Source organism: Maribacter antarcticus DSM 21422 (genome assembly GCF_000621125.1).
GTDB classification, from domain to species: domain Bacteria; phylum Bacteroidota; class Bacteroidia; order Flavobacteriales; family Flavobacteriaceae; genus Maribacter; species Maribacter antarcticus.
Genome location: NZ_JHZC01000019.1, coordinates 67,611 through 81,954 on the forward strand (window position 1 = coordinate 67,611; position 14,344 = coordinate 81,954).

Here is a 14,344-nt window from a genome sequence, read left to right on the forward strand (position 1 = left end):
GTTGTTAAAGCACTAAATCTACTACCAAGTCAAACTCATCGTAAATAGTTTTATCTCCCAAATCATCAAAAAAGCTACCTGAACCGTAACGAACATCAAATTTAGACCTATCCACTTTCATCGTTGCAGTTGCCTTATTTTCGAACATAGAGACCACTAAAGTGATTGGCTTTGTAATCCCCTTAATCGTTAAATCCCCTTTAACTGTATAAGAGTTTTTATTGAAGTTTTCCACGGACATAAAAACTAATTTGGCCGTCGTGTGCTTTTCAACACCAAAGAAATCATCAGATTTTAAATGACCTTCTAGTTTTTCTTTACCGTCTCCTGCAGCTAAATCCGTAACTATTATTGAGGTCATATCCACTTCGAATTCACCACCTACCAATTTTTTACCGTCCATCTCCAAATGACCAGATTTTAATTGTATCGTTCCGTCATGTTCGCCGGTTACCTTATAAGCCTTCCATGTTACTTTACTTTGGCTAATATTAACTTCTTTTTTTTCTCCATCAATTGGTGTGCTAGCCGTTGCGGAAAATCCGAATAAAATAGCTAGAAAGATACTTGATACTGTTTTTTTCATAGTTCTAATTTTAATGTAAGTATGTTTATTTTTTAATTATAAATGTGTAAATAGTTCTTCTTTCGATTTGCGTACTTTAGGAAAATGTTGGGATTCGTCTGCTTCGGAGCGATATCCGATAGGTACTACCACGGAAGTGGTTAGGTTCTTTTCTCCTAAATTTAAAATAGTGTCGTATGCTTCAGCTTCAAATCCTTCCATTGGGCAGGTATCAATTTTTAACTCCGCGGCTGCCTGCATCAGATTGCCTAGGGCTAAATATACTTGTTTTGCTGTCCACTCTTCTTTCGTTTTTACCGGGAAATTTAGGATTTTTGATTTAGTAAAATCACTATATCCCTTTAAGGTTTCACTTGGAATATTCCTTGTCTCAGCAACATTTTTAATATAATCGTCTACCAATTCTCCGGTAAAATCTGTTTGATTAGCGAAGACGATTAGATGTGATGCATCCGTTATTTGCGACTGTCCCCAAGATACCGGCTTTAGTTTTTCTCGAATTTGTGTGTCCGTAATTATAAAAACATGGTAAGGTTGCAGACCGTAGGAAGATGCACTAAGGCGTGTAGCCTCTAATAATAGTGATATTTCATCGGTTGAAATCTTCTTGGTGCTGTCAAATTTTTTAGTGGCGTAACGCCAAGTCCTGTGCTCTAAAATCGTATTCATTTCTTGTTTTAAAATTTATCTAATAATGTATTAAACTGTATTAATTCCAAGTTGGAGAAATCCCTCAGTATTTCTTCTTCTTTGTTAAATAGCATGCCATCTATTTGGTTTAGAAAATCTAATCCATTGCCTGTTATGCTAATTTCTACTTTTCTACGGTTATGTTTACATATGGTTCTATTCACGTATTTTTTTGAGATTAGTTTGTCTACTAATCTGGTCGTATTACTCATCTTGGTCACCATTCTTTCGTTGATTGTAGATAAGTTTGCCGGCTTTCCTTTTTGTCCTCTTAAAATACGAAGAACATTAAACTGTTGTACAGATATTTCAAAGGGTTTTAAAGTTAATGCTACCTGCTCGTTCACCTTATTATAAACCAATGACAAATGAATGATAGTTCTCTTTTTTAAGGGAATTTCAACACTCGTTTTAATGGCTTTTTCAACATTCATGTAGTTACAATAATTGTATATACAAATGTATATATATTATTTTATCAAACACAATTTTTTAATTAAATTTTTGTTAATCTTTTTTCGATAGTTGTCAACTCACTAAAAGCAAGGTGGTAATTTCTTTTAGATAAAACCGCATGGCGCTACAAGATGGTATTTGCCTTACGGAAAGACGTTGCCTTTTCAAAATAACCTTGCAATAGTTAGATTTGAATACAACGGTAAAGACGTATTTGATAGCGAAGATAGTAGTATAAAAAATATCTGTACCAAGCCAAACGGAAACTACAATAGCTTGTATACCGTATAATTTTCTAAAATCACTTATTTTTGACCTAAATAAATAATTTTATACTAGTATGGCAGATTTATCACAGGAAGAATGGGGAGAAAAAATTAGCGAGGATGAAAACGCTTTTATTCTTGATGTCCGTGCGGAAGAAGAACTGGAGGAAGGGTATATTCCTAAAGCAAAGAATATTGATATTTATTTAGGTCAGGGCTTTATTGATGAACTCGAAAAACTCGATAAAACAAAAAATTATTACGTGTATTGTCGGTCAGGTAGCCGAAGCGGACAAGCGTGCGCGATTATGAATAGTATCGGTTTTGAAAATACTTATAATTTAGCTGGTGGATTTATGAACTGGGAAGGCGATATTGTAGAATAAAATTGAATTTTAGAAAATAAAGAGCCCACTTTTACGTGGGTTTTTTATTTTTATAGCATGAAGGAAAATCTTTTGCACTATATCTGGAAGTATAAAAAATATCCGGTTGCCGGTATTAGGACAACAAAAGGCCATCCTATTTCTGTGCAGTCTTCGGGTACACATAATCACTTAAGTGGTCCGGATTTTTTCAATGCGAAGCTTAGTATTGATGAGCAGATGTGGGCTGGAAATGTAGAAATTCACATAAAATCATCTGACTGGTATGCCCATAATCATGAAACCGATTCCAATTACGATAGCGTAATACTTCATGTCGTTTGGGAAGACAATGTAGCGGTTTTTAGAGCGGATGGTTCCGAGATTCCTACGCTGGAGTTACATAATTATATTAGCACCGAACTGTTATCCAATTATCAAAAACTATTTCAACAAAAACCCAATACTTTTATTAATTGTGGTAAAGATATTACCGAAATCTCCAGTTTTAATTTTGATAATTGGAAGGAGCGGCTCTATTTTGAACGATTGGAACACAAGTCCGAAGTAGTTTTAAAATTGTTGGAAGCGTCGAAAAATGATTGGGAAAAGGTGCTTTTTATTTTACTTTTAAAGAGCTTTGGCTCTACTATTAATGGGGAGCTATTCCTAGAAGTAGCCAAGTATCTAGACTTTTCCATTATTAGGAAACTACAAAACAAACCAATGGAACTAGAGGCGCTTCTTTTTGGGCTTTCAGGTCTTTTAGAGACAGAACATACCGATTTATATTACCTTCAATTACGCAAAAACTATGATTACTTGGCTCACAAATACCAATTGGATAAAGAAGTAATGTTAACTCCCCAATTTTTTAAACTAAGACCCCCTAATTTTCCAACGATACGGCTTTCACAAATAGCGCAGCTATACGCAAAGTCACACTCCTTGTTTTTTAATGCTATGCAAAACGAAAACACCGATTTATATGGCTTATTCTCTGTACATACAAGTGAATATTGGGAAAACCATTTTACTTTTGGTAAGGTTTCAAAAATAAGTGTTAAAAAAACGTCTAAGAAGTTTATAGATTTATTGGTTATCAATACTATTTTGCCTTTGAAATTCTGTTACTTAAAACGGCAAGGAAAATTCGTGAACGATACCTTTACCAAGCCTATCGATATGATTCCAGCAGAGAAAAATAGTATTATCCAGCAATATCAGGAACTGGGGGTCAACGTTGATACTGCAAAGGATAGTCAAGCTTTATTGGAACTCTATACGAACTATTGCACAAAAAACAAATGTCTACAATGTGCGGTAGGGTCAGAATTATTAACTTTAAAAACTTAATTTTAGGGCATGAACATTTTGTATAAGTTATTACACTATTTGCAAAAGCGTGGTTTTGAAGTTTGCCGAAGAATAGCGGAAAGAATGGGGATTCGTGCTCGAGTGGTTCGTACATCTTTTATTTACTTAACTTTTGTAACCTTGGGTTTTGGCTTCGCGCTGTATCTTTTTTTAGCTTTTTGGTTAAGAATAAAGGATTTGGTACACACAAAAAGAACTTCTGTTTTTGATTTATAGCAATGATTAAATTTTTTAGATTTAAAATTTATTTGGCACTGGTTTTAATCGTGTTTGTGCTCATGTTTGGTGTGCTTGAGTATCGCTATAGTACTGATTATTCGTGGATAGATGCGCTTTATATGACCATAATTACCGTTACTACCGTAGGTTTTTCTGAAGTGAGGCCTAGAAGTGAGGCCTATGGGACCTGAAGGTAAATTATTCACGATACTGCTAATTGTAACTAGTGTTTTCATAGTGGGTTTTGTTATTTCGGTAGTGACAGAGCATTTGTTAGGTAGAAATCCCATCCAAATCTTAAAAAAAAAGAGAGTAAAAAAACCATAAACAGTTTATCCAACCACGTTGTTGTATGTGGTTTTGGTAGAAATGGTATGCAGGCTTCAGAACGTCTAAAAGCCTACAATAAGCCATTTATAATTCATAGAACGAGAAAAGGAAATTATAGATAGGCACGACGATACGCTATTATTTGTGGAGGGTGATGCAAATGATGATGAGGTGTTATTAATTGCAGGTATTGAGCGTGCGCAATTTCTTATTATGGCACTACCGGATGATGCTACAAATCTTTTTGTGGTTCTGTCGGCAAGGCAGCTGAACAAAAACCTATTTATTATAAGTCGGGCATCTTTAGCTAATTCCCAGAAAAAGTTACTTCTGGCAGGGGCCAATAAAGTAATTATGCCCCATAAAATTGGAGGGGACCATATGGCATCGCTAGTGGTGATGCCGGATTTAATCACTTTCATGGATAAACTGTCTATGGAAGGGGAGCATACTACTAATTTGGAGGAGGTAGCAATCGAGGACTTTGCCGACCAAGTAGGGTTTAATTCGTTAAGAGATTTGGACTTGCGCAGAAAGACAGGGTGCACTATTATTGGTTATATTTAACCGGATGGGGAGTATATTATCAATCCAGAAGCAGATTTGAAATTACAGCTAAAAAGTAAAGTGATTGTTTTGGAGCGACCAGAACAAATCAAAAAACGGAATGAAATGTTTCATATCGCCTAAGAATCTTTTTGGTGTATATTTGATTCCCTACATAATTTTTAAGATATTGCCACGTAGTGATACATAAACCAACTAAAATTAATTAGATACATGGTCTACATGAAAAAATTACTTTATTTCTTTTCTCTTTTTATTAGTTTCGTACTAACTGCTCAGGAACTGGAGGTTACGGGAAAAACCTATAACCCTTCTTCATCCATAAACGATGGTGTAATTGAGCTTAAAGTAACTGGGGGAACAGAACCGTATACGTTTAGCTGGAGTAATGAAGAAACACCATTAGCTTCAAAAAGGGCAACAGGTCTTGTTGAAGGTGTATCGTACAATGTGGTTATAACGGATGCTGCTGGTGCAAATGTCACCAAAGTATTTAAAGTGGAAACTGAAGCCATTACAGAAGTATTTAACGGGGCAATGACTCCTGCGGTAGGTGCACTTGGTTCTGTTCTGTTCTGGGATCCCTTTGCCGCATTAGGAATATATGACCCCGTTGCTTATGCCGATTTAAAACGTATCTCGATACCGGATTGGAGTCCGGAAGTGCAAAATAAATACGTACTTGCAAAATGGTTAAAGGCAGAAGGTGAAAAAGTAAATAGGGGAGAAGCTGTTGCAATCATCTCTCAGGATAAAGGTGCGGACCAAACGATAATGTCTAACGCAACTGGAACCTTAAAACATTTAACTGCAGAAGGAAAGGTTATTTATAATTCTGACAATCAGGAGCATGTAATTGAGCAGGGTGCACATTTCTTTGCTGAGGTGCAATATGACGAGCCTTTAGTTATGACCCATCCCAACGGTGACCCAATAACGAAGGGAATCCCTTTTATCGTTATATGGCTTGTATTAGGAGCAACTTTCTTTACATTCAGAATGGGCTTCATTAATATACGAGGATTTAAACATTCTTTAGATTTGGCCAGAGGTAAATATGATGATCCGGATGCTCCTGGGCAAGTAACCCATTTCCAGGCTTTAGCGACTGCCGTTTCCGGCACTGTTGGTCTGGGGAATATTGCGGGAGTTGCCGTCGCCGTTTCCTTAGGTGGCGCTGGTGCAACATTTTGGATGATTATTTGTGGACTTTTGGGGATGTCCTCAAAATTCGTTGAATGTACGCTCGGTGTAAAGTACAGGGATATTTTACCTGATGGACGTGTATTTGGGGGCCCTATGAACTACTTGCGCTACGGTCTTGAAAAAAGAAATATGAAAGGCATTGGAAAAGTGCTTGCGGGATTATTCGCAGTTTTGGCGGTAGGAGCTTCTTTTGGAGGTGGTAATATGTTCCAAGCCAACCAGTCATTTGAGCAATTAGCAGGACAATTTCCAGTCTTGGTAGGTAATGGATTTTGGTTTGGTATCGTAACCGCTAGTTTGGTAGGGGTCGTTATCATTGGTGGCATAAACAGTATAGCTAACGTTACGGGTAGGATTGTGCCAGTAATGGCTTCCATATATATTGTTGCCGCTTTAGCGGTAATTATTATGAATATTCAGAATATAGGTCCAGCTTTTTCTGCCATCTGGGATGGCGCATTTAGTCCATCTGCTTTAAAAGGGGGTATTATTGGAGTGCTGGTCATTGGTTTTCAGCGGGCTGCCTTTTCAAATGAGGCAGGTGTGGGGTCCGCCGCCATCGCACACAGTACGGCAAAGACCAATCACCCGCCTTCAGAAGGCTTTGTAGCTTTATTGGAGCCTTTTATAGATACTGTGGTGGTTTGTACACTTACTGCTTTAGTATTAATTTTTACAGGGATGCACGAGGTTGAAGGTCTTGCAGGTGCGCAGTTAACATCTGATGCCTTTGGAAGTCAAATTTCGTGGTTTCCTTACGTTTTGGCCCTTGCAGTATTCCTTTTTGCTTTTTCGACTATGATTTCTTGGTCCTATTATGGTATGCGGGCTTGGACCTATTTGTTCGGTAAAAGTAAAAGGACTGAATTTGTTTATAAAATGTTTTTCTTAGTGTTTGTGGTTATCGGTGCATCAGTAAGTTTGGGTGCGGTATTGGATTTTTCTGATATGATGATTTTGGCCATGTCCTTTCCTAATATTATAGGGTTATATATTATGTCAGGTGAGGTTAAAAAAGATCTTGGTGTGTATCTAAAAAAGTTGAAAGCAAATCAACTCTATAAGAAGAAAAAAGTAGCAGAGTAATTTTTTTATGAAATCTTTAAAATCCCACTTTAAGTTCAATAAACAGGAACGAAGTGGGATTTTCTTTTTGTTACTACTATTGATTTTAGCGCAAATAGGATATGTTGTTTTTAAGGATAATATTATTGTACGAGCAAAAGTGATGGTTCCTGACTTGGAAACCCAACAGCAAATAGACATTCTTAGGCAAAATGCTACAGTAAAGGATACGCTTAAGATTTATCCATTTAATCCTAATTTTATTACAGATTATAAGGGGTATACGCTGGGGCTTTCCTTAGAAGAGATAGATAGATTACATGCGTTTAGGGCAAATAACACTTATATAAATTCAGCGCAGGAATTTCAACAGGTAACCTTGGTTTCAGACTCCCTTTTAGACGTGATATCTCCATTGTTTAAATTCCCGGATTGGGTAACCAATAAATCAACCCCTTTTGTTCAAGAAGCATATATAAACACCTCTAAGGAAGCTAAAACAGCTACTGTTATTTCAGATTTGAATACAGCTACCGAAGCGGAGCTTAAATTGATTAACGGGATAGGGGATAAGCTAGCAGCGCGTATTATTAAGTTTAGGGATAGGTTGGGCGGTTTTCTTCTGGATGACCAGCTTTCTGATGTTTATGGATTAAAACCGGAGGTGGTAGAAAGAACTTTAAATCGCTTTCGTGTACTAGAAATACCTCTGGTTAAAAAAATGAATATTAATACCGCTACTGCGGAAGAATTGGCGCACTTAGTATACCTTCAAAAAAGTGTGGCTTACGATATAGTGGCGTATAGAGGGCGTAACGGAGGGATCGATTCTTTTGACGAATTATTGGAAATAGAGGGTTTTCCCACCGACCGAATTAATAGAATTGCATTATATTTGTACTTAAAAAATTAATGTTATGAACCGAATGAACTTCACTGAAGAACATCAATTATTTAGGGAGAGTTTAAAGGATTTTTTACAAAAAGAGGTAGTTCCCCATATAGAAAAGTGGGAGGAGACCGGCACCATCGATAGGTTTATTTGGCCGAAATTTGGTGAAATGGGATTCTTTGGTCTTGCCACTTCAGAAAAGGATGGAGGCCTTGACCTAGATTTGTTCTACACCATTGTGCTACTAGAAGAATTGCAGAAAATTAATTCAGGAGGATTTGCTGCGGCTATTTGGGCACATGTGTATCTTGCCATGACTCATTTGAACAAAAACGGGAATGCCTATCAAAAAGATAGGTACTTAAAACCATCTGTAAATGGAGACTTAGTAGGCTGTCTAGGCGTTTCTGAACCTTTCGGGGGTAGTGACGTGGCTGGTATGCGCACCACAGCAATTAAACAAGGTGATAATTACATCATTAATGGTTCCAAAACCTTTATCACCAACGGTGTTTATGCCGATTATGTGATTTTAGCAGCAAAGACGAACCCCGAATTGGGTAATAAGGGCATCAGTATTCTTATTGTTGACCTAAAAAGTGACGGAGTATCCGCCAATAAATTGAATAAATTAGGGTGGAAAGCTTCTGATACAGCTGAGCTTGCTTTAGATAATGTGGTAGTGCCTGCATCTAATTTAATGGGAGCTGAGGGCAGCGGATTTACATTTATCATGGAAGCCTTTGCTTTAGAAAGATTGATTATGGGGGTAAATGCACATGCTAGAGCAGAATATGCTTTGGAATATGCGCTTAATTATATGTCTGAGCGAGAAACTTTTGGGAAGACTATCGATCAGTATCAAGCTTTGCGCCATCGTTTTGTAGATCTTTATGCAGATATGGAAATGTGTAAACAGTACAATTACTACGTAGTCGATGGGATGAACAAAGGGGAGTATATGGTGAAGGAAGCCACAATTTCAAAGCTAAAATCGACTAAAATGGCAGATGAGGTCATTTATTCATGTTTACAGTTTCTAGGCGGTTACGGGTATATGGAAGACTACCCAATGGCTAGGATGTTCCGTGACAGTAGGCTTGGACCCATTGGAGGAGGTACTTCCGAAATATTAAGGGAAATTATAGCTAAGATTATAATTGATAAAAAGGAATATAAAGCGCCAAAGGAGTAGGTTTTTTAAATTCGTTGGAATTATTGTTTAAATAATCTTTTGAATACTAAAAATAGTTCTATATTTGCGCTCTTAATCACTAAAGAAAGGAGGTTGTAGCCCATGTTAATAATACCGATAAAAGAAGGAGAGAATATAGATAGAGCTTTAAAGCGCTTCAAGCGAAAGTTCGATAAAACAGGTACAATGAGACAGCTGAGAAAACGTCAGCAGTTCAATAAACCTTCAGTAGTGCGCAGAGCACAAATGCAAAAAGCGGAGTACATACAAGGTTTAAGAGATGCAGAAGAAATCTAAAGACTGCCGTTGAAAATATTAAAATCCCGCAATTAGCGGGATTTTTTTTTGTCAAAAGATTAATTTTACCTAAGGTTTGATAACTTTGGTTTATGGCTGTTAAAGATTTTGTTGCTTATCTGGAACTAGAAAAGAACTATTCTAGGCATACGGTTGTTGCTTACAGCAATGACCTATCGGAATTTTCAGTTTTTTATGTGGATAATTTTGATACTACAGATTTAAATCAAGTGCAATATGTGGTGATTAGAAGTTGGATTGTGTCCCTGTCCGAAGCCGGACTTTCTAATAGAACCATAAATAGAAAAATAGCCTCTCTCAAGGCATACTATCGTTTTTTACAAAAAACAGGAAGTATTTTTACGAACCCTTTGGCTAAACATAAGTCATTAAGGATATCCAAAAAAATAGAGATTCCGTTTTCTGAACTTGAAATGGAGACCGTACTTTCTGCTTTTGGATTCACAAATGATTTTGAGGGCAAGCGCAATCAGCTTATGATTCATTTGCTATATGCAACGGGAATGCGTAGGGCAGAGCTTATTAATTTGAAGTTAAGCCATGTAGATTTTGAGACCAAGAGTATTAAGGTTTTGGGTAAAAGAAAAAAGGAGCGTATTATTCCTATGCTCAATAGTTTAAAGCCTCATTTTTTGAACTACTACCGAGAGCGTGAGAAAATACATAGTAAAGAGGAGAATAACTATGTTTTTATTTCTAGTTCAGGAAATAAAATATACGAAACGCTTGTTTATAGAACTGTAAATAAGTACTTTACAGATATATCTTGTAAGTTAAAGAAGAGCCCTCATATATTAAGACATACGTTTGCTACTCATTTGCTTAGCAAAGGCGCTGATTTAAATTCTGTAAAAGAATTATTGGGTCATTCTAGTTTAGCTTCAACACAAGTCTATACACACAATAGTATAGCTGAACTTAAAAAAGTTCATGCTTTAGCGCATCCTAGGGCAGGTAAGTAGAGTTGTTTAATCCAGTCCTGAGAATAAAAGGGATGTCAAAAACAAAAACATATGAAAGTAAATGCTCAATCCGTTAATTTCAATGCAGATAAGTCTATGTTGGATTTTTTGCAACAGCGTTTGGATAAACTAGAGACTTTTTACGATAAGGTGATTAGTTTCGATATTTACTTGAAAGTAGAGAATACTGCTGGAAAGGCAAACAAAATAGTTGAAATAAAAGTAAATATACCTAAGGATAAATATTTGGTTAAGAAGCAATGTAAAACTTTTGAAGAAGCAATAGATTCTGCATGTAGTTGTTTGGAAAGAATGCTTATTAAAAGAAAAGAGAAATTAAGGTTGATTGCTTGAGTAAAATTTTTTAAATTTTGTTTTGAATAAACAAATAAATCAATACATTTGCAGTCCGTTAGAAATAGCGGACTTTTTTATGTTGAAAAGCACAATAAAAGTGCCGATGTAGCTCAGCTGGCTAGAGCAGCTGATTTGTAATCAGCAGGTCGTGGGTTCGAGTCCCTCCATCGGCTCAATAAGTTCTTAAAAATACTGGTTAAAAAGGGGAGATACTCAAGCGGCCAACGAGGGCAGACTGTAAATCTGCTGACTACGTCTTCGCAGGTTCGAATCCTGCTCTCCCCACTTTTAACATAAAGAGTATTTGTTTGAAATTTTGAAAATTAATAAGCGGGAGTAGCTCAGTTGGTAGAGCGTCAGCCTTCCAAGCTGAATGTCGCCGGTTCGAACCCGGTCTCCCGCTCTAATTTTCTTGCCACGGCATGTAGTTTGTGTTGTAGTTAGAAAATAGCTTTTGAAGCTTTGATGGAATTAGTTTAGAATGATATTTGTCATTTGAGATTGATTCCAACGTATTTGACAGTATGGTCATTCCTGTGAAGGCAGGAATTTATTCTGAATTTTGCAGAGTAAATTCAACACTTTACGCCGGTGTAGCTCAGGGGTAGAGCGTTTCCTTGGTAAGGAAGAGGTCACGAGTTCGAATCTCGTCATTGGCTCAATTGAAGAATAAATTTGTACACTAATATAAACTAAGATTAAAATTCATTAAACATGGCAAAGGAAAAATTCGACCGTTCCAAACCGCACTTAAATATTGGTACCATTGGGCACGTGGATCACGGTAAAACTACATTAACTGCAGCTATTACAACTGTTTTGGCTAATGCAGGTCTTTCTGAAATGAGAAGTTTCGATTCTATCGACAACGCTCCTGAAGAGAAAGAGAGAGGTATTACTATCAACACATCGCACGTAGAGTATTCTACTGAAAATCGTCATTACGCACACGTTGACTGTCCTGGTCACGCGGATTACGTAAAGAATATGGTTACTGGTGCTGCTCAGATGGATGGTGCTATTTTGGTGGTTGCTGCTACTGATGGCCCTATGCCACAAACACGTGAGCACATTCTTTTAGGTCGCCAGGTAGGTATACCTAGAATGGTTGTATTCATGAATAAAGTGGATATGGTTGATGATGAAGAGCTTATCGAGCTGGTTGAAATGGAAATTAGAGAATTACTTTCATTTTACGAGTATGATGGAGATAATGGTCCTGTAATCGCTGGTTCTGCATTAGGTGCTTTGAATGGCGAGCAAAAATGGGTTGACACGGTTATGGAATTGATGGCTGCCGTTGATGCTTGGATTGAGTTGCCAAAGAGAGATGTCGAGAAGGATTTCTTATTGCCTGTTGAAGATGTATTTACTATTACTGGTCGTGGAACTGTTGCTACAGGCCGTATAGAGACTGGTGTCGCAAATACAGGTGATGCAGTTGACATTATTGGTATGGGTGCTGAGAAGTTGTCTTCTACGGTTACTGGTGTTGAGATGTTCCGTAAGATATTGGATAGAGGTGAGGCTGGAGATAACGTTGGTATCTTATTAAGAGGTATTGAGAAAGCTCAAATTAGCCGTGGAATGGTGATTTGTAAGCCAGGTTCTGTTAAGCCACACGCTAAATTTGAAGCTGAGGTTTATGTATTAAAGAAAGAAGAAGGTGGTCGTCACACACCATTTCATAACAACTACCGTCCACAGTTTTACGTAAGAACTACGGACGTTACAGGTAACATTTCTCTACCAAGTGGAGTTGAGATGGTTATGCCTGGTGATAATTTGACAATCACGGTAGAGTTGATTCAGCCAATCGCACTGAGCGAAGGTCTTCGTTTTGCTATTCGTGAAGGTGGTAGAACTGTAGGTGCTGGTCAGGTTACTAAGATTCTATAGTTTTAAAGAACAGTTTAAAATAGTGTTACATCATAGGGGTGTCCGCCACAAAGCGGATACCTTTCGATGTAAATAAAAATGCGTATTCTTATGATGTTTTAAGATTAAGAATACTTTTATAATACGGGTGTAGCTCAGTTGGTAGAGCACTGGTCTCCAAAACCAGGTGTCGGGAGTTCGAGTCTCTTCTCCCGTGCGGAATTTTTGAAGAATGTAAGCGAGACGATAATTTTGTATTGAGCAAGGTTGAACCAAGTTTCTTTTCTTATTCAAAGTGATATGAAATTTTAGAATTTTCTTTAGTAGGTTAAAAATTTAGTCCAAATGATTACATATATAAAAGAAGCAGTAGAAGAGTTAAGAAATAATGTAACATTACCTTCCAGGGCAGAATCGTCCAACCTTATGGTTGTAGTTGCTGTATTTTCTATACTTTTTGCTTTGGCTACATGGGGAGTTGATACGGTTTTTAGCAAAATTATTAAATTATATTTCAGTAACGTTCTAAATTAAGGTAAGCACTATGTCAGAAGTATTGGATAAGAAATGGTACGTAGTGAGAGCTGTTAGTGGTCAAGAGAATAAAATCAAAGGCTATATTGAGAGTGAAGTAGAGCGTCATGGCTTTGCTGACTATTTAGAAGATGTTTTGGTCCCTACTGAAAAAGTAGTTCAAATTCGAAACGGTAAGAAAGTTAATAAGGAAAGGGTTTATTTTCCTGGTTATATTATGGTGAAAGCTAATTTGGGTGGAGAGATGGTGCACATCATACGTTCCATAACCAATGTTATTGGTTTTCTTGGGGAAACTAAAGGTGGAGACCCAGTTCCTTTGAGAAAGGCAGAAGTAAACAGGATGTTAGGAAAAGTAGATGAGCTGACCGTTAACACGGACAGCGTAGCCATTCCTTTCGTTTTTGGAGAAACTGTAAAGGTTATCGATGGTCCTTTTAATGGATTCAACGGTACTGTAGAGAAAATAAACGAGGAAAAGCGTAAGCTAGAGGTGATGGTGAAGATTTTCGGTAGAAAAACGCCATTAGAACTTAGTTATATGCAAGTAGAAAAAGTATAAGATAATTGTTACATATTTAAAAGTTGTGTCGCTTCCATTGGCACAATTTCAATTTAATTTTAAACAATGGCAAAAGAAGTAGGTAAAGTAGTTAAACTACAAGTTAGGGGAGGTGCAGCGAATCCGTCGCCACCGGTTGGACCCGCCTTAGGTGCTGCCGGTGTTAACATCATGGAATTCTGTAAGCAGTTTAATGCAAGAACACAGGATAAACCAGGTAAAGTATTACCAGTTGTTATTACCGTTTATAAGGATAAGTCTTTTGACTTTCTTGTAAAAACACCACCAGCGGCAGTTCAGCTATTGGAAGCGGCTAAGATTAAAAAAGGATCTGGCGAACCTAACAGAGTAAAATTAGGGAATGTAACCTGGGATCAAGTTAAGGCAATAGCCGAAGACAAAATGGTAGATCTTAATGCCTTTACGGTAGAATCAGCAATCAGTATGATTGCAGGTACGGCACGTTCAATGGGTATGAAGGTTTCAGGAAAAAGACCTTTTTAAATCTTATAAAGCAAT

18 protein-coding genes and 5 tRNA genes are annotated in these 14,344 nt (G+C 37.2%); 20 read left to right on the forward strand and 3 right to left on the reverse strand.

What is annotated here, in order from left to right; translation table 11 throughout:
- Positions 1-4 precede the first annotated feature (4 nt).
- The 3 genes from Q360_RS0114730 to Q360_RS0114740 are packed head-to-tail and all read right to left on the reverse strand — an operon-like array spanning position 5 to position 1,710.
- Positions 5-586 (reverse strand): YceI family protein, encoded by a 582-nt coding sequence (locus Q360_RS0114730; RefSeq protein WP_027077766.1) that lies wholly within the window; start codon positions 584-586, stop codon positions 5-7.
- A 36-nt stretch (positions 587-622) separates the two neighbouring features.
- A complete protein-coding gene (locus tag Q360_RS0114735; protein ID WP_027077767.1) occupies positions 623-1,255 on the reverse strand; it encodes an NAD(P)H-dependent oxidoreductase in 633 nt (210 codons plus the stop codon).
- A gap of 8 nt (positions 1,256-1,263) precedes the next feature.
- Positions 1,264-1,710 (reverse strand): MarR family winged helix-turn-helix transcriptional regulator, encoded by a 447-nt coding sequence (locus Q360_RS0114740; RefSeq protein ID WP_027077768.1) that lies wholly within the window; start codon positions 1,708-1,710, stop codon positions 1,264-1,266.
- 362 nt (positions 1,711-2,072) lie between these two features.
- On the opposite strand from Q360_RS0114740, the gene Q360_RS0114750 reads away from it, so the two are divergent.
- The 20 genes from Q360_RS0114750 to rplK all read left to right on the forward strand — a co-directional run bounded on the left by Q360_RS0114750 (position 2,073) and on the right by rplK (position 14,329).
- Positions 2,073-2,384: a rhodanese-like domain-containing protein gene (locus Q360_RS0114750; RefSeq protein ID WP_027077769.1), complete on the forward strand. Its 312-nt coding sequence runs from the start codon at positions 2,073-2,075 to the stop codon at positions 2,382-2,384.
- A 57-nt stretch (positions 2,385-2,441) separates the two neighbouring features.
- Positions 2,442-3,719 (forward strand): DUF2851 family protein, encoded by a 1,278-nt coding sequence (locus Q360_RS0114755; protein WP_027077770.1) that lies wholly within the window; start codon positions 2,442-2,444, stop codon positions 3,717-3,719.
- A gap of 9 nt (positions 3,720-3,728) precedes the next feature.
- Positions 3,729-3,956 carry a PspC domain-containing protein gene (locus tag Q360_RS26755; RefSeq protein WP_027077771.1) on the forward strand — a complete coding sequence of 76 codons (228 nt, stop codon included), beginning with the start codon at positions 3,729-3,731 and terminating at the stop codon, positions 3,954-3,956.
- Between the two features lie 2 nt (positions 3,957-3,958).
- Positions 3,959-4,150, forward strand: a complete 192-nt coding sequence (locus tag Q360_RS27260) for an ion channel (RefSeq protein WP_316931537.1) — start codon at positions 3,959-3,961, stop codon at positions 4,148-4,150.
- 283 nt (positions 4,151-4,433) lie between these two features.
- Positions 4,434-4,856 (forward strand): potassium channel family protein, encoded by a 423-nt coding sequence (locus tag Q360_RS27265; protein WP_316931538.1) that lies wholly within the window; start codon positions 4,434-4,436, stop codon positions 4,854-4,856.
- A gap of 222 nt (positions 4,857-5,078) precedes the next feature.
- The gene (locus Q360_RS0114770) at positions 5,079-7,148 is read left to right on the forward strand and encodes an amino acid carrier protein (RefSeq protein WP_036196082.1); all 2,070 of its coding nucleotides are present in this window, start codon (positions 5,079-5,081) and stop codon (positions 7,146-7,148) included.
- Positions 7,149-7,155: 7 nt separating this feature from the next.
- The gene (locus Q360_RS0114775; RefSeq protein ID WP_027077773.1) at positions 7,156-8,040 is read left to right on the forward strand and encodes a ComEA family DNA-binding protein; all 885 of its coding nucleotides are present in this window, start codon (positions 7,156-7,158) and stop codon (positions 8,038-8,040) included.
- Positions 8,041-8,044: 4 nt separating this feature from the next.
- The gene (locus Q360_RS0114780) at positions 8,045-9,214 is read left to right on the forward strand and encodes an acyl-CoA dehydrogenase family protein (protein WP_027077774.1); all 1,170 of its coding nucleotides are present in this window, start codon (positions 8,045-8,047) and stop codon (positions 9,212-9,214) included.
- Between the two features lie 102 nt (positions 9,215-9,316).
- Positions 9,317-9,511 (forward strand): 30S ribosomal protein S21, encoded by a 195-nt coding sequence (gene rpsU / locus Q360_RS0114785; RefSeq protein WP_027077775.1) that lies wholly within the window; start codon positions 9,317-9,319, stop codon positions 9,509-9,511.
- A 92-nt stretch (positions 9,512-9,603) separates the two neighbouring features.
- Positions 9,604-10,494, forward strand: coding sequence for a tyrosine-type recombinase/integrase (locus Q360_RS0114790; protein WP_027077776.1), 891 nt, complete (start codon positions 9,604-9,606; stop codon positions 10,492-10,494).
- 51 nt (positions 10,495-10,545) lie between these two features.
- Positions 10,546-10,848: a ribosome hibernation-promoting factor, HPF/YfiA family gene (hpf, locus tag Q360_RS0114795; protein ID WP_027077777.1), complete on the forward strand. Its 303-nt coding sequence runs from the start codon at positions 10,546-10,548 to the stop codon at positions 10,846-10,848.
- Positions 10,849-10,950: 102 nt separating this feature from the next.
- Positions 10,951-11,024: transfer RNA gene (locus Q360_RS0114800), tRNA-Thr, on the forward strand.
- Between the two features lie 30 nt (positions 11,025-11,054).
- A tRNA-Tyr gene (locus tag Q360_RS0114805) sits at positions 11,055-11,136 on the forward strand.
- Between the two features lie 45 nt (positions 11,137-11,181).
- Positions 11,182-11,254, forward strand: a tRNA-Gly gene (locus Q360_RS0114810).
- Positions 11,255-11,438: 184 nt separating this feature from the next.
- Positions 11,439-11,510 (forward strand) — tRNA-Thr (locus tag Q360_RS0114815).
- A 55-nt stretch (positions 11,511-11,565) separates the two neighbouring features.
- Positions 11,566-12,750, forward strand: a complete 1,185-nt coding sequence (gene tuf / locus Q360_RS0114820; protein ID WP_027077778.1) for an elongation factor Tu — start codon at positions 11,566-11,568, stop codon at positions 12,748-12,750.
- A 123-nt stretch (positions 12,751-12,873) separates the two neighbouring features.
- Positions 12,874-12,946, forward strand: a tRNA-Trp gene (locus Q360_RS0114825).
- A gap of 128 nt (positions 12,947-13,074) precedes the next feature.
- On the forward strand, positions 13,075-13,263 hold the full coding sequence (gene secE, locus Q360_RS0114830) for a preprotein translocase subunit SecE (RefSeq protein WP_027077779.1): 189 nt from the start codon (positions 13,075-13,077) through the stop codon (positions 13,261-13,263).
- A 10-nt stretch (positions 13,264-13,273) separates the two neighbouring features.
- Positions 13,274-13,825, forward strand: a complete 552-nt coding sequence (nusG, locus tag Q360_RS0114835) for a transcription termination/antitermination protein NusG (protein WP_027077780.1) — start codon at positions 13,274-13,276, stop codon at positions 13,823-13,825.
- A 66-nt stretch (positions 13,826-13,891) separates the two neighbouring features.
- Entirely contained in the window at positions 13,892-14,329 is a 438-nt protein-coding gene (gene rplK / locus Q360_RS0114840) for a 50S ribosomal protein L11 (RefSeq protein ID WP_027077781.1), read from the forward strand.
- Positions 14,330-14,344 lie beyond the last annotated feature (15 nt).

Coding starts and splice junctions, on each gene's coding strand:
- Q360_RS0114730 (WP_027077766.1), bottom strand. CDS start 586: ATGAAAAAAACAGTATCAAGTATCTTTCTAGCTATTTTATTCGGATTT.
- Q360_RS0114735 (WP_027077767.1), bottom strand. CDS start 1,255: ATGAATACGATTTTAGAGCACAGGACTTGGCGTTACGCCACTAAAAAA.
- Q360_RS0114740 (WP_027077768.1), bottom strand. CDS start 1,710: ATGAATGTTGAAAAAGCCATTAAAACGAGTGTTGAAATTCCCTTAAAA.
- Q360_RS0114750 (WP_027077769.1), top strand. CDS start 2,073: ATGGCAGATTTATCACAGGAAGAATGGGGAGAAAAAATTAGCGAGGAT.
- Q360_RS0114755 (WP_027077770.1), top strand. CDS start 2,442: ATGAAGGAAAATCTTTTGCACTATATCTGGAAGTATAAAAAATATCCG.
- Q360_RS26755 (WP_027077771.1), top strand. CDS start 3,729: ATGAACATTTTGTATAAGTTATTACACTATTTGCAAAAGCGTGGTTTT.
- Q360_RS27260 (WP_316931537.1), top strand. CDS start 3,959: ATGATTAAATTTTTTAGATTTAAAATTTATTTGGCACTGGTTTTAATC.
- Q360_RS0114770 (WP_036196082.1), top strand. CDS start 5,079: ATGAAAAAATTACTTTATTTCTTTTCTCTTTTTATTAGTTTCGTACTA.
- Q360_RS0114775 (WP_027077773.1), top strand. CDS start 7,156: ATGAAATCTTTAAAATCCCACTTTAAGTTCAATAAACAGGAACGAAGT.
- Q360_RS0114780 (WP_027077774.1), top strand. CDS start 8,045: ATGAACCGAATGAACTTCACTGAAGAACATCAATTATTTAGGGAGAGT.
- rpsU (WP_027077775.1), top strand. CDS start 9,317: ATGTTAATAATACCGATAAAAGAAGGAGAGAATATAGATAGAGCTTTA.
- Q360_RS0114790 (WP_027077776.1), top strand. CDS start 9,604: ATGGCTGTTAAAGATTTTGTTGCTTATCTGGAACTAGAAAAGAACTAT.
- hpf (WP_027077777.1), top strand. CDS start 10,546: ATGAAAGTAAATGCTCAATCCGTTAATTTCAATGCAGATAAGTCTATG.
- tuf (WP_027077778.1), top strand. CDS start 11,566: ATGGCAAAGGAAAAATTCGACCGTTCCAAACCGCACTTAAATATTGGT.
- secE (WP_027077779.1), top strand. CDS start 13,075: ATGATTACATATATAAAAGAAGCAGTAGAAGAGTTAAGAAATAATGTA.
- nusG (WP_027077780.1), top strand. CDS start 13,274: ATGTCAGAAGTATTGGATAAGAAATGGTACGTAGTGAGAGCTGTTAGT.
- rplK (WP_027077781.1), top strand. CDS start 13,892: ATGGCAAAAGAAGTAGGTAAAGTAGTTAAACTACAAGTTAGGGGAGGT.